This is a genomic window from Sinosporangium siamense, assembly GCF_016863435.1.
In the GTDB taxonomy this organism is placed as follows: Bacteria; Actinomycetota; Actinomycetes; order Streptosporangiales; family Streptosporangiaceae; genus Sinosporangium; species Sinosporangium siamense.
Genome location: NZ_BOOW01000034.1, coordinates 64,626 through 83,904 on the forward strand (window position 1 = coordinate 64,626; position 19,279 = coordinate 83,904).

The window sequence follows — 19,279 nt, forward strand, 5'->3', positions numbered from 1 at the left end:
TTCGCCGTACGTGCGGAGCCGGGCGCCACCAGAAAGAAGATCGAGGTGCTACCGTCGCCGTGGTCCTGTTCACCCGGAACCTCCCATCACATTCCAGGCTCGGCGTTGTCCAGGTCGTGCCAATACATTCGGGTGAACTCGGCGACGTACGGCTCGCGCTCCGGGTGGCGAGGGCCCGGTAGGTACGCGCGGGAGCGGATTCCCTCCTGGGTGCGCTCGCACAGGGGCCAGTCCTGGCGGTGCGCAGCGTGCCGTCCATGTCGTAGGACCACTGGTGATACGGGCAGACCAGGCGGCGCCCTCGGCCCGGACCGGGGTCGCAGAGCGTGGCGCCCCGGTGCCGGCAGGTGTTGAAGACGGCGTGGATCAAGCCCTCCGCATCCCTGGTGACGACGATGTTCTCGCCCAGCACCTGAAGCGCGATATACGAGTTCGGCTCGGGGATCTGGGACTCGTGCACGGCGTACTGCCATGTCGGCCGGAACAGGACATCGAGTTCGTGCTCGAACCAGACTGGGTCGAGGTATTGGTCCCTGGTGAACCCCGTCTCCAAGCGCTTCGAGGTCATCGATCGGCTCCTTTCGACTTGGACGGTTACCTGCAAGCACGTTGTACGGCGGAGCCGGAGCCGGCTCATGCCTCGGCTGTCAGCCCATCACCGTGAAGCTGGTGCTGCTCGGCTCGACTACGCGGTTGCGGCTGTAGTGGCCCAGGTTCACCTCAAGGCCCGTCCTGGGCAGCACGTAGGACACGGGATCGGTGTCGTGGTCGCGTCCGTTCTCCGAGGCGTCGACGATCGCCGTGAGCATCCCGCCGACGACCGGGGCGTTCTTGAACTGGTTGCCGCTCGTGCCGATCGCGACGTAATACCCGCCGAGCGAGGTCCGGTCGTAGATCGGGATCCAGTCGTCGGACACGTCGTACACACCGGCGATGCCACGCGGCTTGTCGGCCACCCCAAGGTCCGGAAGCCGGCGCGCGGTACGGATGACCTGGGCGTCGAAGCGGGGCTTCGTCGCCTGCGGGTCGTAGTCGTCGGCGTCGTCGAGCCACTCCAGCGGGTCGCATTCCGGTTCCATGCCGCCGATCAGCAGGCCGCCGCCTGGAGTGCCGCGGAAGTAGACGCCGAGGTCCATGTCGGCGATCAGCGGCCCCGGCCCGTCCTGTACGGCGAAGCCGTCGGGCGCGCGGACCTCGTGGACCTCCTGCCGCATCGGCCGGGTGCGCACTTTGAAGTCGGTCTCCACGCCCGCCATACGGTTGATCACCGACGAGTGCGGCCCGGCGACGTTGACGACGGTGCGGGCCGACAGTGTGCGTCCGTCCTCGCAGACCACGCCGGTGACCCGGTCGCCGTCGCGCTCGATCCGCGTGACGCCGTTGCGGAACAGGAAGGTCGCGCCGTTGCGCACCGCCGCGGCCATGAGGTTGTGGGCGGCGAGTTGCGGGTCGTCGACGAATCCGCTGTCGGGGGTCCAGAGGCCGCGAAGGACACCGTCCGGATCGTCCCAGAAGCGGGAGTCCGCGAGTGCCTTGGGCGGGTGGTGACGGCCCGGGTCGATCATCGGCATCCGCCACCTGATGGTCGCCGCGTCCCAGACCTCGTACGGCACGCCGACGTCGGCGAACAGCGACGTGACCCGGTCGAAGTCCTGCTCGGGGGACTCCAGGGTGAGGCCGCCGGTGCGGATGAAGCGGGCCAGGCCGGCGTCGTCGGGCCCGGTGAACGAGGCCCAGTCGGTCCAGGCGTGCACCGACTCCCAGGCGACCGCGACTCCGACACGCGTGGAGTAGTTGTACCGGATCACCGCGGACGAGGCACTGGTCGAGCCGGATCCGGCGCCGGCGCCCCGCTCGACCACCACGACCGATCGTCCACTGGCGGCGAGCGCGTTCGCGACGGAGCAGCCGATCACACCGGCGCCAATCACGATCGCGTCATGAGTCTCGTGTGCCATGCCTTCCTCCCGTCAGCGGGAAGCCGCGGTTCCGGGCTCCCGGACAAGGATCGCTAAGCACGCGGGCCTGGGAGTATGGGCAATCGGCGGGTAATCAGGCACCCGGTGTCGACCGGCGTCGATCCGGCCGGCGGGGGCTTCGATCAGGTCCTCTCGATGCTGACCAGATCGTCATACTGACCGGTGAGCCTGGCCAGTTTGATGCCCAGATGCAGCGTCAGGCGGCTGGTGCCGTCGCGCAGGCTGAGGCCCGAGACGGCCTCGATCCTGGACAGGCGCTGATAGAGCGTCGCGCGGTGCACGTGGAGGGCCTGCGACGTCGCCTGGACGTCGCCCGCCAGGTCCAGGTAGGTCTCGATGGTCGACAGCAGCGCCTCGGCGTTGCGGTCCGCCGCCAGCCTCAGCAGCGCCGGCGGATATGCCTTGAGGCTGACGTCGTCCGGCGACAGTTTGGCCAGCAGCGCGAACACACCGAGGTCCTCCCAGCCGACGATGTCACCGAGTGCGGGAAGGATCTGCGCCGTCCTCTGCGCGATCCGGGCCTGCTCATGCGAGATGTGCGCGTCCCGGAGACTCGGCTGTTTCATCCCGAGACCGGCCACGCAGCGGATCCCCGTGGCCTCGCTCAGGTGATCGACCACCCACACGGCGGCGTCCCGGATCGACTGGACCCGCGTCGCGGCGCCGCCGGTGACGAGCAGGGTCAGCTGCCGGCGGCGCGCCTGGACGATCGCGCTGCCCTCGGGATAGGAGCCCAGCAGCCGGCGGCACATCTGCAGGATCGCGGTCTCGACCTTCTCGGGATCCTGCGTCTCCGACTGGGCCGCCGGCAGGACGCGCACCCGCATCACCCGCACCTGCTTGAAGTCCCGCAGCAGGCCCTCCTCGCGGATCTCGGCGAGGGCCGAGTTGCGCGAGGCCGCACGCTCGGCGAACAGGTCGCGCACGAGGGCGTCGACGGCGGCTTGGCGGCGTTCAAAGGCGACGTCGGTCTTGTAGAGGACAAGCCCGGCGGCTTCCGCGACCGCCGACGCGGCGGCGATCTCCTCCGCGGTGAGCGGCCTCTCCTCGATCAGCCAGAGGTAGCCCAGCAGGACCTCGTTGTAGCGGACCGGGACGCAAAGCCGTGCCTTCAGCTCAAGTGGCGGGAACGGCGGGATGTGCTGCGGCTCGGTCGCCCGGTCGATGCCCAGCGAGAGCACGTGGTCGCGGATGCCGTTTTCTCGACTCCGCGGCCGAGCACGGACTTGATCCGGACCGGGTCCTCGTCGCCGAAGTGTTTGCTCGCGACGATGAGCCGGATCTGCCGGTCGTCGATCGCCACCGAGCGCTGCAGCCTGTTCGCCAGGCTGTCGACCATTTCCTGCAAGCTCTCCGGAGTACGAATCGCTGCACCTCCCTTCCGCGGCGAGGCCTAGTGGTCGCCCGGGGCTGGTGACTCCGGCCCGTGCCGTACAGCGCTGCGTGCGTTGACCAGCGACCGGGTGTATGGGTGCCTGGGCTCCGACAACATCTGCGCGGTGGGACCGGCTTCGACGATATCGCCACGGTAGAGCACCAGGCACGTGCCGGTCATGTGGTTGAGGACTGCGAGGTCGTGGCTGACCAGGACCCACGCGAGGCCCCGCTGCTCACGCAGGTCCAGCAGGAGGTTCAGGATCTGGGCCTGGACGGAGACGTCGAGGGCCGAGGTGGGTTCGTCGGCGATCAAGACCTGGGTTCACAGGCCAGTGCCCGGGCGATCACGACCCGCTGCCGCTGTCCGCCGCTGAGCCGCTTGGGCCGCACGTCGAAGGAGCGCTCCGGGAGGCCGACCGATCCGAGCAACTCGCGGGCCTCGGCCCGCCGCCGGGCCCGTGGCATCCCGCGGCAGACCGCCAGTGCCTCCTCGACCGCCTGGCGCGGGGACAGGAGCGGGTTCAGCGCACTGTAGGGGTCCTGGTAGACCATCTGGGCGATGAGCCGCTCGGGGTCGCGCCGCTTCACGTCGCGCCAGGGGCGTCCGCCGACCCGGACGGCGCCGCGGACGGGATCCAGTTCCCCGAGCAGCGCCCGGGCCAGGGTGGACTTGCCCGATCCGCTCTCCCCCGCGATGCCGATAGCCGCGCCGGCGTGGACCACGAGCGACGCGTCGCGGACGACGGCCGGCCCGCCCGGGTAGGCCAGGTCGACCGACTCCGCCTCCAGCAGCGGGACGCCTGTGGACGTTGACATCTAGGCCGTCTCCTCCCAGCGCATGCAGCGGACTGCGGCGCCCGCGCCGACCTGAACGAGTTCCTGCCCGGTGGTGCGGCAGCTCTCGGTGGCGTGCGGGCAGCGGCCGACGAAGCGGCAGGTCGCGTCCCAGATGGAGGCGTCGGCGACGCCGCCGGCGATCCCCGACAGCCTGGTGCCGGGCGGGGCGGCGGCGGGGTCCGCGGCGAGCAGGGCCTGGGTGTACGGGTGCCGCGCCGCGGTCAGCACGTCCCTGGTGGCGCCGCGTTCCATTTGCGTCCCGGCGTACATCACGTTGATCTGGTCGGCGATGCTGCGGACGACCGCCAGATCGTGGGAGACCAGCACCAGCGCCATGTCCTGTTCGACGCAGAGCCGCGCCAGCAGGTCGAGGATCGCGCGTTCCACGGTCACGTCGAGCGCGGTCGTGGGCTCGTCGGCGACGAGGACCGACGGACGGCCGGCCAATGCCAGGGCGATCATCACGCGCTGGCGCATCCCGCCGGAGAGCTGGTGCGGGAAGGATCCGTACACCGACGCCGGATCGGCGATCTCGACCTGCTCCAGCAGTTCGAGTGCCCGAGCGCGGTGGCCGGCCTGCCGGTCGTGGAGGCGGATCGTCTCCGAGAGCTGCTTGCCGACCCGCATCACCGGGTCGAGGCCGGCCATCGAGGCCTGCGGCACGAAGCCGATCGTCGTGCCGCGGATCGCCTGCCACTCCCTCTGGGAGGCCGCCGACATGTCGCGGCCGAGAATCCGGACCACACCGGTCATGCTCGCGCCGATCCGATGCAGTGAGCCGAGCAGCGCCCGGCAGGTCAGGGTCTTGCCCGATCCGGACTCCCCCACCAGCGCCACGCACTCGCGGGCCCGGGCGGCGAAGCTCACATCGGTCACGAGCTCACGACCGCCCAGCCGTACCGAGAGCCGCTCGACCTCCAGGGCGGCCTCACCGGCGCTTCGCCGGCGCGGCCCGGCCTCAGGGAACGTGCTGCGCAACGCTCTCACCCCTCGATCCGTTTGATGACGCCGTTGGCGATCGCGGCCAGCGAGATGCCGCTGAGCGCGAGCATCATCGCCGGGAAGGCGACGATCCACCAGCTCGTGGAGATCAGGTCGCGCCCTTCGTACATGATCTGGCCCCATTCGGGCGTCGGCGGCGCCACGCCGGCGCCGAGGAACGCGAGTGACGAGGTCAGCGCGATGGCGACGATCGCGTCGCCTACGGCGTACGCCAGGGTGACCATGGAGACCTGCGGGAACAGGTGGCGCATCGTGATGCGCACGTCCGAGTAGCCCATGGTCCTGGCGGCCTGCACGAAGTCGCGCGAGCGCAGCGACAGGGCCTGCGACCTGGCCAGCCGCGCGTAATATGCCCAGCCGATGAGCGCGTAGACGAGGAGCACGCTCGGCAGGCCTCGCGGGAGTCCGAGGACGGTGAAGTCGGGGCCGAGAATGACGCCGACCGTGATGACCAGGATGGTCAACGGGAACGCGATGGACGCGTCGATGATCCTGCTGAACACCCAGTCGGCGCCTGCCCGCCGGACGGTCGCCATCAGCACGCCGGCCAGGCTGCCGACGCCCCCACACCAGACGATGACGACGGCACCTATCAGGTAGTCGACGCGTGCGGCGGCCATGGTGCGCACCAGCAGGTCGCGTCCGAACTGGTCGGTCCCGAAAGGATGCTCCGGGGAGGGCGGCAGCAGCGGCTCGGCGACGAACTCGTCGGTCCCTTGGCCGGTGAGGACAGGCAGCAGGAAGCTCAGGGCGAGGACCGCGACGATGAACGCGAGGCCGGCCCACATCGCCCGGCTCGCCGGTCCCGGCACCCGGATGAGGCGTGCCATGCGGACCGCCGGGTGCGCCGCGCTCATGACGCCACCCTGGTTCGGGGGTCGGCCACCACGTAGAGCACCTCGCACAGGAAGTTGATGAGCACGACCGTTACGGCGGTCAGAAGCGCCAGCCCCTGGATCACCGGGTAGTCGCGTTCCGAGACTGCGGTGGACAGGACCTGGCCGAAGCCCGGCACCCCGAACACCGCCTCCACGACGACCGCACCGGCGATGAGGAACGACGCGTTGAAGCCGACGATCGTGATGACCGGGAGGAGCACGTTGGGCAGGATGTGGCGGAAGGTGAGCCGCGAGCGGGAGAGCCCGCGCGCCTCCCCCGCCTCGATGAACTCCTCGCCCGCGAGTTCGCGCGCCCGTTGCTGAACGGTCCGCGCGATCTGCGGCAGCAGGAGGCCGCTGAGCGCGAGGCTGGGCAGCCAGGCGTAGGAGAGGTTCGCCGGCCACGACCCGGCCCAGCCGCCGGCGGGCGCCAGGCCGAGCCCGATGGCGACGCCGACGATGAGGAGCAGCGCCAGGGCGAACGGCGGGATCGACAGGATCGACACCGCGGCGGCACTGACCGCCCGGTCCACCGAGGGCCGTGAGAGCGCGCCGGCGAGACCGGCCAGGACACCGCCCACCAGCGAGATCGCGAGCGTCAGCCCGATGATGGAAGCGGTGACCGGCAGTGCGCCGGCGGCGAGGCCGGCGACGCTCTGCTCGGGGTTGGACAACGAGTGGCCGAGGTCGAGGCGGACGTAGCCGGCCAGGCTCGATCCGATCTGCTCGATCACCGGCCGGTCGGCGCCGAGGGTGTGGTTCAACGCGTCGACCTGGTCCTGGCTCGCCCGCGGGCCGAGGATCGCCCGGCCGGGACTCCCCTGGGCGAACTGCATCAGCAAGGTGGTGAACGTGACCACCAGCAGCACCACGACACCGACGTCGCGCAGTGCTCGAAGGGGGCGTTTCACTGCCGGCAGCACGATCGTTCTCAGCCCTTCGGCGCGACGGTGATGAAGGCGGTCGCGCCGATCGAGGCGTAGCCGCGGGCGTCGTCCCGCACCGCCCACACGGCCGCGTAGTCGGTGAGGGTGGCGAGCGGGGCGTCCTTCTCGAAGATCGCGTTCACCCCGGCGTAGGCGTCCTTCAGGTTCGCCTCGTCGGTCGCGGTGAGCGCCTCGTCCACCGCGGCCTCGGCTTCGGCCGACTTGTAGCCCGTGTAGCACGAGAGGAAGCCGTAGGAGTGCGACAGGCAGTATTGCGGCGTCGCGTCGGGGACGTCGGCGTAGGCGCCGAAGTAGCCCAGCGCGAGCTGGAAGTCACCCTTGCCGAGGCGGTCGTACAGTGTGATCGTCTCAAGCGGCTGAATCGAGACGTTGACCCCGATCTCCTTCAGGTTCTGCTCGATGACCGTGGCCGAGGAGGACTGCCATCCCGAGCTGCCGTCGAGGAGAAGTGAGAGCGAGCAGCCGTTCTCGCATGCGGTGCCCTTGAGCAGTTCCTTGGCGACCGCCGGGTCCGCACCTGTGTTCCCCGGCTTGGCGCCGATCGACGTGGTCGGGAGCAGGCCGGCGTTCGGCGGCATCGCTCCCGCCCAGGCGATCTGGCTGATCTTGTTGCGGTCGAGCGCGAGGGAGACGGCCTTGCGCACTTTCACGTCGGTCAGCGGAGCGGTGTTGTCGCTGAACGTCAGCTGCGTGATGATCATGGACGGGTTCGCGTGCACGCTCACCCCCGGCAGGGACTGCGAGATCGCCTGGACACCGATGTCGACGGCGAGGTCGGCCTGGCCGCCGCGCACCTGGGTTAGCCGACCGGCGGCGTCGGGGACGACGGTGAACGAGATCTTCCGCACCGACGGTTCGGGGCCTGCATAGGCGGCGTTGCGGGTCAAGGCGTAGGAGTTGCCCTTGACGTCGCCTTCGACGACATACGGCCCGGCGAGTGTCGGGGACGAGGGGATCGCTCCCTTGGCGCCGATCTCCGACTTCTTCAGGATTGAGAACTCCGGGAACGAGAGCATCATCTCGAACGACGGGAACGCCCGGCTGAAGGTGAATTCGAGGGTGGCCGAATCGATCACGGTCACCTTCCGCACCGGCGCGAACTCGCCGGCGTAGACGTTGGACTCGAACGTGCGCGCCCGCTCGAATGTGGCGGCGACATCGGCCGAGGTCAGCGGGCTGCCGTCACTGAAGGTGAGGCCGTCCTTGAGGGTGACCTTGTAGGACTTGCCGTCCGCAGCGAGCTCGCCGGACTTGGCGAGGCCCGGTGTCGCCTTCTTGCCGTCGTAGTCGAGGGCGAAGAGGGTGCCCCCGACCAGGCTGAGGACCTGGACCTCGGTGACGCCGGAGGCGACCAGCGGGTCGATGCTGTCGACCTTGCTCGGCACGGCGACCTTCAGATCGGCGCGCTCGGGCTTCGCCGAGATCGCCTTGGAGTCGATGCTGCCCTTGACGGTCGCCTCCGGGGTGGCGGCCTGACCTCCACAGCCGGCGGCCAGGGTGACAACCCCAGCCACGGCGATCAGTGTGGATCGGAGTCTCATTCGTCTGCCTTCCTGGAGCAGCGGACGTCGTATACCGAAGACGGAATTTGTGGAGATTGTGGTAGACGAGCCGAGGGACGGAAATCGACGTTGGACGCCTGTTCGAGGGCCTGTTATGGACGGTTGTCGGGCTGTCGCCGGTGCCGAGTCACTTGGACGGCAAATGTCGAGCCAAAAAATCGAGGATCCGGGCCCCGTGATCGACGAGCGCCCGCGGGTCGTGGACGCCGTGCCCCTCCTCCGGATAGATCACCAGCTCGGACTCGACGCCGTGCTCACGAAGGGCCCGGTGGTACATCAGCGCCTGCTCGGCCGGGGTCGCCAGGTCCTTGCCGCCGGCGATCAGCAGCACCGGAGCGCCGGCCAGTGCGGCACGGTGGAGCGGGCTGCGCGTCCGGTAGTCCGAGGACGGGTCCAGGGGATCTCCCTCCAGGCACATCCGGTCAAAGCCCGGCAGGTTGGACGCGTAGTGCTGGCTGACCCACTCCGTGACCGGCGACCGCGAAACGGACGCCGCGAAGACGTCGGTGGCGGTCACGAGCCAGGCCGCCATCAGCCCGCCGTAGCTGAGGCCGGAGACCGCGACACGGTCCGGATCCGCCAGGCCGGCGTCGACCAGGTGCCGTACGCCGGAGATCAGGTCGGGCACGTCCCGTTCCCCGCACATGTCCTTCAGGCCGGCCCGGACGAACTCCTGACCGCGGCCGGTGCTGCCCCTGATGTTCGCGTGCAGTACGGCATAGCCGGCCGAGACGAGGAGCGGAGTCAGCGTGTCGCCGGTCATCCAGGAGTTCCGCCACGCCCAGACCGGGCCGCCGTGCACCTCGGCGACGAGCGGGAACGGTCCATCGCCGTCCGGGACCGCGAGGAACCCCTGGACGAGCGTCGAATCCGGCGCCTCCCACTCCACGGCACGCATCGTTCCCGCGCGGGCGATCACGTCCTCGGCACCGGGTGCGCGCAGGTCCAGGCGGACGCGGGCTTCGCCGTACTCGATCACGGCGAGCGCGGGCGGACGCGCGTAGCTGTGCAAGGTGATGGCGACGGTCCCGCCTCCGGCGGCGAAGGTGGGGACCGGCTCGCCGCAGGTCTCCTCGGACTGCCAGAGAGTGGCGTTCCGTCCACTGGTGACGTCGTATGTCGCGATCACGGTGGTGAGGCCGCGCAGGCCGGCATAGGCCAGGACGGTCTCGTCGATCCAGTGCTGGTCACTGACGTCCACCCCGTGGGTGTCGACCAGCTGCCAGTCGCCCCCGGCCGGCTCGAGGACATATAGGTATCCCGAGTCCAGGCCCCGGTCGCTCATCAGGCCGGCCACGACGGAGAGCCTGCTCCCGGACTGGTTCGCCCCGGGCATTGCCACCTGCGCCGCGGGACGCGGGAGCGGGGTCGAATCCATGCTTGCGAGGTCGACCCGCACCAGGTCGGCCGTGTACCACGCGGACTCGTCGGGCGCGGCGGAGACGACGCACAGGAGCGCCCGGTCGCCCGCCCAGCACGCCTGCCACACGGTCTTGCCGTCCACCGGCCGCACGATCGCGCCGGTCGCCGGATCGAGGACAAGGGCACGCCGAGGGCCGTCGCCGTCGTGCTGCGGACTCAGGATGGGCCGCCACGCGTCGTCCTCGGTCCGCTCCGACGGAATCCGGCCGGAGCCGAAGGCGTCCGAGAGGCTGGCGCCCGGCTCGGCGAGGCCGACCAGCAGCCGGCTTCCGTCGGGAGACCACGCGAGCGATTCGACGACACCGGCGGCCAGCGGGTGCGCCTCGCCGGTGAACGGACGGCTTGCGTCCCAGGGCCCCACGTGCACGGTGGGCCGGTCGGGGCCCTGCACCGCCCACGCGAGGCGGGTGCCGTCGGGCGACCACACGGGCAGTGTCGTTCCTGGCGACATGTGCAGTGCCTGGGTCTCCAGGTCGAGCACGCAGGCGGCCTGGGCGACGCCGCCGTCCTCGTCCGCGACGGCCCCGGCGAAGCCGACCCGCCTGCCGTCCGGCGAGACCGCGAGGCTTTCTGCGCTCGCCGGGACGTCACGGCCCGGCCGTCCGAGAGCCTCGTAGTGCTCCGCGGCCAGCTTGAGCAGGTGGCCGGGCAGGTCCGCGCTCACTCGTACTCCGGTGCGGCGTTGAGGATCTCGTCCTCGGTCATGTCCCTGCGCTCGAACCGGTCCACGGCGTAGACGGACGGGTCGACGTAGTCCACCGCGTTCCCGGCGACGAGGTCGGCGACCATCCGGGCGAGCCCGGGACCGTGCGTCACACCGGCCTCGTTGTCTCCCGCCATGACGTGCAGGCCGGGCACCTCGGGCACGGGGCCCGCGATGAACCGCCCGTCGGGCGTGTAGCACGGGACACCCTGAGTCCAGGCGGCGACCGAGCGGTCGCGGCCGTTGAGCAGCACGTCAAGGCGGGGCCCCAGCGCGGCGCTCATCGCGTCGACGAGTTCCTCGACCCGGGGGTGATCGCCGACCGCGATCCGGTCGGCATAAGCAGACAGGGGCGCGTAGCCGTCGGGATTCCCCCAGGTGATCCCGCCGCGGTGTTCACGCAGCCATAGACCGTTCCATTCCGGGACCATGACGGTCGGCGACGACTCCGCGACTCCCGAAGGCGGCGAGACCACCCGGGACGCGATGACCCGCGCGATCGGCACGGCGGCCTGGAGCGGGCGCAGCAGCTCGTTGGTCCAGGCGCCACAGGCCAGGATCACCGTACGGCTGCGCAGATCGCCGGCCGGGGTGCGGACACCGCGGACGCCGCGATCGTCGGCCAGAAGCCTGTTCACCGGGGCGCCGGACCGGATCTCGACGCCCTCGGCACCCGCCAGCGCGGCCAGCGCCCGGGTCGCCCGCCCGGCGCTGATCTGTATGCCGCCGGGGTGGAGGACGGCGGTGGTGACGGCGTCGGCGCTCAGGAGGTGCCCGGTGACCTTCGCGGTCTCCAGCGGGTCCAGGGCCCGGGTGCCTGCCGGAGCGAGCGGGTGGTCGGCCATCTTCGCCACGCGCGGCGCGCCGGCCTCGGAGGTGGCGACGAAGAGACTTCCGTTGCCGCGGTAGTCGATCGGCTTCCCGCGCTCGGACAACGAGCGGTAGAACCGCACGCCGTAGTCCTCAAGGGCGTAGTCGTCCGTCGAGGGGACCGGCATGTAGCCTGCCGTCCAATAGCCGACGAAGCCCGCACCCGAACCGGAGGTCCCCCGGCCGGGCTCACCGGCGTCGAGCATGACCACGCGGCCGATGCCCGCCTGCTGAAGGTGATTGGCGAGGGCGGCGCCGAAGATTCCCGCACCGACGACGATCGCGTCGGCATCCTGGTGGTCCGTCATGGCTCTCCTTGCTGTGCGGACGGTGAGAGCCTGCCAGGAACGCCCATTCGGGGTCAATTGACGCTTGTCGGGCAGAACAGGACTTTCTAGTGACAAATGCCTATGGGCACCGGCTGCCATTGCACTGGAGGGGAGATCGCGGTGTGTCTGAGGGCCCTGGCGCACCGTCCTGCACCAGGGCCCGTGTCGTCATACCCGGCGAATAGGCGGCCTCCACCGAAAGTGGTTCAAGGCCGGAAGTCCTTGCACGAGGGGTCAGCCGTACTTACGGATCGTCGCGTGGATCCAGTCGGCGTAGGCGGGCACGTTGACGTAGAGGCCCGGGCCCGTCTCGCACGACGGGCTTGGGGCGCCCGGGCCTGAGGTGGCGCCGATGAGTTCCCACCTGCCGTCCCGGCCGCGCTGCATCTGGGGCGAGCCGGAGTCGCCGTTGCACGCCATGGCGTCGGGCACCCGGCTCACCGTGCACAGCCGGGCCTTGCCGGCGAATCCCGGGGCGCACTCGGAGGCGGCGCCTATGCGGGTGTCGAGTTCCTGGAGGCGGTCGGCCATTCTCCAGTCGGCGGGGTTCTTGCTGGACACGGTGGTGCCGAAGCCGATGATCCGGGTCAGGCTGCCGGGCGGGCCCGGCTGCTCGGCGATCGGGATGGGCTTGTAGGAGACCGGGCGGTCCAGGCGGATCAGTCCGATGTCGTCAGTGTTGGGCACGCCCGGGGTGAAGCGCGGGTGTATCACCTCCTTGACGATCTCGCGGACCGTGCCGCCGGACTGCCGGTGGTCGCTGCCGATCCGGACGGTTCCCTCCGGGATCGAGCCGGCCTCCGCGTTGAGGCAGTGGGCCGCGGTCACCACCCACTGCGGGTGGATCAGCGATCCTCCGCACACCTCGTCTCCGAGCCCCCGGCCGGGGGGCGAGATCTCGAGCGACGCCATGAACGGGTAGGACTCGGTGGAGTCCTTGCCGTTGATGATCGCTCGGGCGGTGCCGGCCGGCGCGGTGACGCAGACGGCGCCTGCCATCACGATGATGATGAAACGCGAGAGAGCACGATCGGGCGATTTACTACCAAACATTTGGAATAAACCCTTAAATTGCGGATCGTGACGCAATCACGCTAGAAGTCACCACAATGCGTGGCGGGATGCCCTCCGGTCGGGCGGTGGGGGCAGCCTTCGTGATCGCCATTCGAGCCTGAGGCCGCGCGGTAAGGGCGCAGGTCGGGGCCAGAATGGGCGTGAGGCGCCCTCATCCCGCTCACGCCCTTTGTCCTCTCCCCCCACCATATGCGCCCGCCCCAGATGAGCTCCTTGGGTGCTCTCACCCAGGCGAACTCGATCGGTTCTCCACGCCGGCGAGGCCCTTCACGGCATTAGGCGCGCGGCCGCCCCCAGCAGGGCGTCGACGTCGATCTCCGGGTCGTCGCGGACGACCGCGACGTCCAGCCCCGCGGCGGCGAGGCGGCCGAGGGATCCGGCGGCCTCGGCAGCCGTGCCGCTCGCGGTGAACAGGTCGAGCAGATCGTCGTCCACGAGGTCCACGCGGGGTTTGCCCGACCGCCACCCCTCGCGGAAGGCCAGGCACAGGTCGGCGGACAGCCCGGCCGTGCGGGTGATCTCGTGGTCGCCGTGTACGCCCAGGTAGGTCGCCACCATGGGCCGGAGCCTCCCCCGCGCCGCAGAACGCGACACGCCCCCACCCTCAACCGATAGGCCGACATACGCTGACAATTCCATCGCGGCACCCAGGCGTCGCCGTACCGCCGCGATGTAGGGCGCCGAGGACAGGATCGACAACAGCACCCCGTCCGCCCGCGAGGCCGCGACGTCGAGCGCCCGCGGGCCCTTCACGCCCAGCACGATCGGGGGCGCGGCGCGCGGCGGGACGAACGAGAGCCCCGCGTCGACCCGGAAGCCCTCGCCGGCGAACTCCACCCGCTCGCCCGTCAGCATCGCGCGGACGATGTCGACCGCCTCGGCGAGCCGCGTCACCGGCCGTTCGAAGGGGATGCCGAGCTGCTCGGTCATCCACCGCGCATTGCTCGCCCCCAGCCCGAGCACTCCCCGGCCGCCGCTGATCTCCTCCAGCGCGGCGAACTCCATGGCGATGAGCGCAGGATGCCGCGTCCACGGATTCACGACGCCGATGCCGACCCGGATGCGCGACGTCGCGGCGGCGATCGCCCCGGCGAGGGCGAACGCGCCGCGCTCGCAATAGTCCTCGGTCACCCACACCGTGTCGTATCCGGCGTCCTCCGCCTTACGCGCCACCTGTACGGCGGAGCCGGCGTGGCGGTGCCCCGAGATCGAGAAGGCGAGCCTCACCGGGCCGCCGTTTCGAGGGCGCTGTCCATCGCCGCCACGGTGGGCTCGATCACGGGGACGGCGGGCAGGGTCGCGGAGGTGGCGCCGATGTCCTTGAGACCGGTGGAGGTGCCGACGACGACCACCGTCGACCCCTCGGGCAGGCCGAGCTCCTCCACGGCCAGCACCGCCGTCACCGACGACGCCTCAAGATAGAGCCCGCTCTCCCGGCCCAGGCGGCGCTGCGCGTCGAGGATGCGCGTGTCGTCGCCGACGGGCACGGCGGCGCCGCCGCTCGCCCGCAGGGCCGCGAGGCCCTGGTAGGTGCCGTACGGCGAGCCGATGGAGAAGGCGACCGTGGCGTCGGCCGGCACCGGGCCCGGCGTGTCAGTGCCGGCGGCGAGGGCGCCCGCGTGGGGCCCGAACCGCTCGGCAGCGATCATGCGTGGCATATGGGGTGCCACGCCCAGGGTGACGAGGTCGGCGAAGCCGCGCTGGATGCCGGCCAGGCCGTCGGCATAGGAGACGGGCACGACGACGACGTCGGGGACCGCGCCGAGGTCGGAGACGATCTCATAGGCGATGGTCTTGTAACCGTCGACGCCGAACCCGATGGAGCCCACCGGCGGGGCGGCGTGGCCGGACAGGGCCAGCCAGCCGCGCTTCTCCACCAGCTCCCGCATGAGGGTCCACCGGTCGGGGGCGTGCTCCAGGGCCACGACGCGGGCACCGTACACCTGCATGAGGGTCTTCATGGCCTCGGGCACCGACGCCACGGTGAGCACGACACACGGCAGCCCCGCGCGGGCGGCGTAGGCGGCGACGGCGGCACCGTGGTTGCCGGTGCTCGCCACGACGACCGCCTCCACGCCGAGCTCGACCGCCTTGGTGACCGCGACCGAGGCCAGCCTGTCCTTGTAGGACCAGGTGGGGTTGCGCGTCTCGTCCTTCACGTGGAGGCCGCCGAGTCCGAGCCGCGCGGCGGTGCGCTCCAGGGGGACGAGCGGTGTGCCGCCCTCGCCGAGGCTCACCGCCGGGGTGCCGGGGCGCAGCGGCAGCAGCGCCCGGTGCCGGAACAGGCCGGGCTGATCGCCCGCCAGGGGCAGCCCGGCGCCGCGCGGCACGTCGTAGACGGGCAGGACGTTGCTCGGCGCGCCGTCGAGCTCGCAGGCCGGGCAGCCCCGCCCGACCAGCGGCAGCGACGGGTCGGGGTAGGGGGCGGCGCAGCGGACGCAGGCCAGGGACCCGGTGTAGTAGGAGGCGGTCACAGGGGCACCACCGGCAGCTCGCGCGGCGCCACCGTGAACATGTCCACCCCGGAATCGGTCACCACCAAGGTGTCCTCGACCATCATCCCGCCCCATCCCAGCTTGTAATACGGCGTCTCAAAGCAGAATGTCATCCCCGCCGCCAGCGGCGTCACGACGCCCGGCGACACGATCGGCGGCTCGTAGATCGCGAGCCCGATCCCGTGCCCGCAGTGCTGGCGGCGGTAGGGGGTGATGCCGCCGCGTTCGACCCCCGCCATCGCGACCTCGAACACCGACTCGGCGGGCACCCCCGGCGCGGCCAGGGCGAGCTGGTCGTCCAGCCCGGCCAGGATCGCCGAGTAATGCGCGCTCTGCACGGAGTCGGGCGCGCCGAGCACGGCGGTGCGCCCGATGTCCGACCAGTAGCCGCCGTAGAGGCAGCCCACGTCGAACCGCACCGGCTCCCCCGCCGCCCACCGGCGGTCACCCGGGTGGGCGTCGGCCAGCGCCGAGCGCGGCCCGGTCAGGGCGACCACGAAACGGGGCTCGCCGCCGCCTGCGACCATGGTCGCGGCCACCTCGCGGGCCAGCTCACGTTCCGTCACCCCCTCACCGGCCGTCGCGAGCGCGGCCCGCACGCCCTCCTCGGCGAGGTAGGCGGCGTAGCGCAGCAGCTCCACCTCCTCCGGCAGCTTCACCCCGCGCAGCGCCGACACCCAGGCGGTCGCGTCCACCGCCTCCTCGATCCCGGCGCCTTCTATGCCCAGCCGGGCCACCCCCACCTGCTTGAGCGCCACGGCGAGCGCGCTCGGCAGGTCGGGGTGGCGGTCGGCCATGCCGGTGAGCGGCGTCGCCGACGCCGACTCGAAATAGAACCTGCCGAACGGCACAAGCCGGTCCACGGGCACTCCCGCGTCGGCGGCCGGGGCCGTGTCGGCCGCCGGGCACACCAGCCACAGGTCGTCGCCGGTCACCACCGCGGCCATCTGATGGGCGCGGAAAAGCGGCCCGGCGACGCTCCGGTAGCCCGTGGCGTACAGGACGCTCTCCGGCGAGGTCAGCACGACCGCGTCGAACGGCGCCTCGGCCAGCGCCGCCCGCAACCCGGCCAGCCTGCGGCCGGCCAGCTCGCGCAGGTCGATGTCGGGGGCGGGACGCAGCGCGCTCACGCCTGCCGCCCCTGCCGTGCGATGACCGTCTCGCCGAACTCCTCCATCATGTCCAGCGTGGCCGGCACCGAGTCCGCCGCGAACAGCAGGCCCGCCAGGGTGTCGACGCCCGCCGCGCGATATTCCTCCACCTGCTCGGCCACGCTCTCCGGCGTGCCGATGAGGTTGCGCCGGGCGAGGTCGGCGACTCCCTGGTCCTTGAGCGTCGTGCCCGACAGCGACACCAGGTGGTTGTGGAGCTGCGAGGAGCGGAAGCGCTCCCACGCGAGCTCGTGCGTCGGCGCGACGCTCACCGCCACCTGGAGCGCCACCTCGAACGCCTCGGGCAGCTCACGTCCCGCCGCCTCGGCCTGCGCGACGATCTCCGACCGGCCGCGCGCCACCTCCTCTGGGGTGAGGCAGGCGGGCAGCCACCCGTCGCCGTAGAGCGCGGCCCGCGTGCGGGAACCGGGCGCGTTGCCGCCCGACAGGATCGGCAGCCGCCCCACCGGCTTGGGGAACGACTCGACGTCGCGCATCCGCACGTATTTCCCGTCGAACGACGCGCTGCGCCGGGTGAACAGCGCCGTCAGGGCCTGGATCGCCTCCGCCGCGTGCTCACCCCGGTTGATTTTGCCGTCGGGATGCATCGCCTCGTATTCCTCGCGGTAGGCGCCGATGCCCACCCCGAGGACCGCGCGGCCCTTCGACAGCCGGTCGAGCGTCGCGGCCTGCTTGGCCGCGACCACCGGGTGCCGGAAAGGCAGCACCATGATCGCGGTCGCCAGGCGGATCCGGCTCGTCAGCGCGGCCACGTAGCTCAGATACGCGAACGGGTCGTAGTAGCGGGGCGGGGTGTCGAACTCCTCGCGGACATACGCCTGTGTGGTCACATGGTCGTTGCCCCAGATCGAGTCGAACCCCAGCCGCTCCGCCGCCAGCGCCAGCTCGACCGCCTGATCGGCGTCGGCATAAGGGACGGGATACATCAACCCTTCCGTCCCCGTCGGCACACCCAGGCCGAACCTCACGATGCCTCTCCTTCCACAACTTCCCTCGTGCGTGCTCCCAACCGCCCGGCCAGCAGGCCGAGTACGGCATAGCACGCGAAGCCGTACACCAGTCCCTCGATGGCGTCGGTGAGCAGCACATCGGTGTACTTCGACAACACCGCCGCCACCACCCAGGCCACAAGCGCCTCCACCCGCACCTTCGGCGCCGAGGCCAGCAGGTCGGAGCCCGACCTGTTCCTCGCCAGCACCCAGAAGTGCGCGATCATCACGCCCGCGAACGGCGGCGCCACCAGCCCCACGATCTGCAGGAACGTGAGGAACTGCGCCGCGAGCCCGGCGAACGCCACGCAGACCGCGATCACGATGGACACCACGGTCCAGACCGGCTTGCCGACGCGCAGCCGCAGCGTGTTGGAGGCGTTGGTGAACGCGAGCGAGGCGGAGTAGAGGTTGTTGTCGGCGGTGTTCCACAACGCCAGCACCAGCATCACGGCGGCCGGGGCCAGCAGCCCGAGGCCCTGCATGACCAGGACGAAGTTACTGTTGCCCACTTTCATCGCCGACACCGTGGCGATGGTCTCGAAGACCCCCGCACCCACGATGAACCCGCAGAAACTGGAGATCAGCACGTCACGCGGCCGGATCGCGAACCGGCTGACGTCGCTCACCAGCGCCGCCCCGGTGATCCAGGTGGCGATCACCGCGCCCACCGCCGCGGCGAACCCGATCGGCACCGCCGGCACATGGGCGACCACGTCGCCGAACCCGCCCTCCCGGCTGCCGATCACGAAGAGGGCGACGAGCGCGATGCCGATCTCGATCGGCACGGCGATGGCGGAGAACTTCGCGAGGCCCTTGAACCCGAAGATCGCGGTCGAGGTGATCGCGAGCGCGAACGCCAGCACGAACGCCCACGACGGGATCGCCGGCAGCAGCTTGTTGACCGCGCCGCCCCACGTGTCCATCAGCACCCCGATGAACCCCATCGCGAGCACGCCGAGCAGCAGCGACACAACGACCGCGCCCTGCCGGCCGAACACGACCCGCGCGGCGAGATAGCTGGTCAGACCGGTACGGTGACCCACCAGGCCCACCAGCGTCGCCACCACGACGAGCACCAGGTTGCCGACGGCGATGGCGGCCATGCCCTCGCCGAACGACGTGCCGCCGCCGACCACGCCTCCCACCAGGAAGCTGCTGACACTGATGTTCCAGCCGATCTGCACGATGATCATCTGGAGCAGGGATTTGCGGCGCTCCGGCGGCACCGGTTCGAGGGCGTGGTCGTTGAGGTCGTCGGCGAGCGACGTGCGCTCTGGGGGCACGGCACGGCTCGTGGTCACGAGGTCCTCCTCACACAGGCCATTTGGGACCTGGCCTTGTGATAGTCCATAGTCGGTGAGGGTGATGAACCTCACTACGTGGACTGCTCGGAAGATACAGGGGGCGTTCTTGTGGATTCGCCACAACACTCGCACTCCGACGACCCTAACCCGGCCGATCCCCGCAGCTCAGATCACGCAGAGGCCTGCCCCGCCCATCCCGAAGATCCCGCCTGCTCGGACGACTCCGCCGGCCCTTCAGGCTCAGATTCGGCTCCCGCCGGCCCCGCCCCGGCCACCCCCAGCGGCTCGCAAAAGTCCTCGCCCAGTGGCGGTCGTTCCGACCTGCCCGGCTCCGCT

17 protein-coding genes and 1 pseudogene are annotated in these 19,279 nt (G+C 70.8%); all 18 read right to left on the reverse strand.

What is annotated here, in order from left to right; translation table 11 throughout:
• Positions 1 to 86 precede the first annotated feature (86 nt).
• Positions 87 to 272 carry an SRPBCC family protein gene (locus tag Ssi02_RS39900; RefSeq protein WP_204030249.1) on the reverse strand — a complete coding sequence of 62 codons (186 nt, stop codon included), beginning with the start codon at positions 270 to 272 and terminating at the stop codon, positions 87 to 89.
• Positions 245 to 637, reverse strand: a pseudogene (locus Ssi02_RS39905) (aromatic ring-hydroxylating oxygenase subunit alpha); the annotation flags it as partial. The pseudogene Ssi02_RS39905 and the gene Ssi02_RS39900, both read right to left, overlap by 28 nt.
• 10 nt (positions 638 to 647) lie before the next feature.
• Complete coding sequence (locus Ssi02_RS26285; protein WP_204030250.1) at positions 648 to 1,958, reverse strand: NAD(P)/FAD-dependent oxidoreductase; 1,311 nt, start codon at positions 1,956 to 1,958, stop codon at positions 648 to 650.
• A gap of 143 nt (positions 1,959 to 2,101) precedes the next feature.
• A complete protein-coding gene (locus tag Ssi02_RS26290; protein WP_204030251.1) occupies positions 2,102 to 3,160 on the reverse strand; it encodes a PucR family transcriptional regulator in 1,059 nt (352 codons plus the stop codon).
• 212 nt (positions 3,161 to 3,372) lie between these two features.
• Positions 3,373 to 3,669: an ABC transporter ATP-binding protein gene (locus Ssi02_RS26295; protein WP_204030252.1), complete on the reverse strand. Its 297-nt coding sequence runs from the start codon at positions 3,667 to 3,669 to the stop codon at positions 3,373 to 3,375.
• Positions 3,666 to 4,172, reverse strand: a complete 507-nt coding sequence (locus Ssi02_RS26300; RefSeq protein WP_204030253.1) for an ATP-binding cassette domain-containing protein — start codon at positions 4,170 to 4,172, stop codon at positions 3,666 to 3,668. Before Ssi02_RS26300 ends, Ssi02_RS26295 begins: the two co-directional genes overlap by 4 nt.
• Positions 4,173 to 5,180 (reverse strand): ABC transporter ATP-binding protein, encoded by a 1,008-nt coding sequence (locus tag Ssi02_RS26305; RefSeq protein ID WP_204030254.1) that lies wholly within the window; start codon positions 5,178 to 5,180, stop codon positions 4,173 to 4,175.
• Positions 5,177 to 6,052: an ABC transporter permease gene (locus Ssi02_RS26310; RefSeq protein ID WP_204030255.1), complete on the reverse strand. Its 876-nt coding sequence runs from the start codon at positions 6,050 to 6,052 to the stop codon at positions 5,177 to 5,179. Before Ssi02_RS26310 ends, Ssi02_RS26305 begins: the two co-directional genes overlap by 4 nt.
• The gene (locus Ssi02_RS26315) at positions 6,049 to 6,996 is read right to left on the reverse strand and encodes an ABC transporter permease (protein WP_204030256.1); all 948 of its coding nucleotides are present in this window, start codon (positions 6,994 to 6,996) and stop codon (positions 6,049 to 6,051) included. Before Ssi02_RS26315 ends, Ssi02_RS26310 begins: the two co-directional genes overlap by 4 nt.
• A gap of 8 nt (positions 6,997 to 7,004) precedes the next feature.
• Complete coding sequence (locus Ssi02_RS26320; RefSeq protein ID WP_204030257.1) at positions 7,005 to 8,561, reverse strand: ABC transporter substrate-binding protein; 1,557 nt, start codon at positions 8,559 to 8,561, stop codon at positions 7,005 to 7,007.
• Between the two features lie 148 nt (positions 8,562 to 8,709).
• The gene (locus tag Ssi02_RS26325; RefSeq protein ID WP_204030258.1) at positions 8,710 to 10,668 is read right to left on the reverse strand and encodes a S9 family peptidase; all 1,959 of its coding nucleotides are present in this window, start codon (positions 10,666 to 10,668) and stop codon (positions 8,710 to 8,712) included.
• Entirely contained in the window at positions 10,665 to 11,885 is a 1,221-nt protein-coding gene (locus Ssi02_RS26330; RefSeq protein WP_204030259.1) for an NAD(P)/FAD-dependent oxidoreductase, read from the reverse strand. Before Ssi02_RS26330 ends, Ssi02_RS26325 begins: the two co-directional genes overlap by 4 nt.
• Before the next feature lie 255 nt (positions 11,886 to 12,140).
• Positions 12,141 to 12,959 (reverse strand): S1 family peptidase, encoded by an 819-nt coding sequence (locus Ssi02_RS26335; protein ID WP_204030260.1) that lies wholly within the window; start codon positions 12,957 to 12,959, stop codon positions 12,141 to 12,143.
• A 288-nt stretch (positions 12,960 to 13,247) separates the two neighbouring features.
• Complete coding sequence (locus Ssi02_RS26340) at positions 13,248 to 14,207, reverse strand: LLM class flavin-dependent oxidoreductase (protein ID WP_204030261.1); 960 nt, start codon at positions 14,205 to 14,207, stop codon at positions 13,248 to 13,250.
• Positions 14,204 to 15,454 carry a threonine synthase gene (locus Ssi02_RS26345; RefSeq protein ID WP_204030262.1) on the reverse strand — a complete coding sequence of 417 codons (1,251 nt, stop codon included), beginning with the start codon at positions 15,452 to 15,454 and terminating at the stop codon, positions 14,204 to 14,206. Before Ssi02_RS26345 ends, Ssi02_RS26340 begins: the two co-directional genes overlap by 4 nt.
• Positions 15,451 to 16,605, reverse strand: a complete 1,155-nt coding sequence (locus Ssi02_RS26350) for a M24 family metallopeptidase (RefSeq protein WP_204030263.1) — start codon at positions 16,603 to 16,605, stop codon at positions 15,451 to 15,453. The genes Ssi02_RS26345 and Ssi02_RS26350 overlap by 4 nt, the downstream gene beginning before the upstream one ends.
• On the reverse strand, positions 16,602 to 17,615 hold the full coding sequence (locus tag Ssi02_RS26355; protein ID WP_204030264.1) for an LLM class flavin-dependent oxidoreductase: 1,014 nt from the start codon (positions 17,613 to 17,615) through the stop codon (positions 16,602 to 16,604). The genes Ssi02_RS26350 and Ssi02_RS26355 overlap by 4 nt, the downstream gene beginning before the upstream one ends.
• Positions 17,612 to 18,940 (reverse strand): purine-cytosine permease family protein, encoded by a 1,329-nt coding sequence (locus Ssi02_RS26360; RefSeq protein WP_204030265.1) that lies wholly within the window; start codon positions 18,938 to 18,940, stop codon positions 17,612 to 17,614. Before Ssi02_RS26360 ends, Ssi02_RS26355 begins: the two co-directional genes overlap by 4 nt.
• Positions 18,941 to 19,279 lie beyond the last annotated feature (339 nt).

Excerpts from the sequence above, each read along its gene's own strand:
- Ssi02_RS26285 (WP_204030250.1), bottom strand. The coding sequence starts at position 1,958 with ATGGCACACGAGACTCATGACGCGATCGTGATTGGCGCCGGTGTGATC.
- Ssi02_RS26300 (WP_204030253.1), bottom strand. The coding sequence starts at position 4,172 with ATGTCAACGTCCACAGGCGTCCCGCTGCTGGAGGCGGAGTCGGTCGAC.
- Ssi02_RS26310 (WP_204030255.1), bottom strand. The coding sequence starts at position 6,052 with ATGAGCGCGGCGCACCCGGCGGTCCGCATGGCACGCCTCATCCGGGTG.
- Ssi02_RS26320 (WP_204030257.1), bottom strand. The coding sequence starts at position 8,561 with ATGAGACTCCGATCCACACTGATCGCCGTGGCTGGGGTTGTCACCCTG.
- Ssi02_RS26330 (WP_204030259.1), bottom strand. The coding sequence starts at position 11,885 with ATGACGGACCACCAGGATGCCGACGCGATCGTCGTCGGTGCGGGAATC.
- Ssi02_RS26335 (WP_204030260.1), bottom strand. The coding sequence starts at position 12,959 with ATGTTTGGTAGTAAATCGCCCGATCGTGCTCTCTCGCGTTTCATCATC.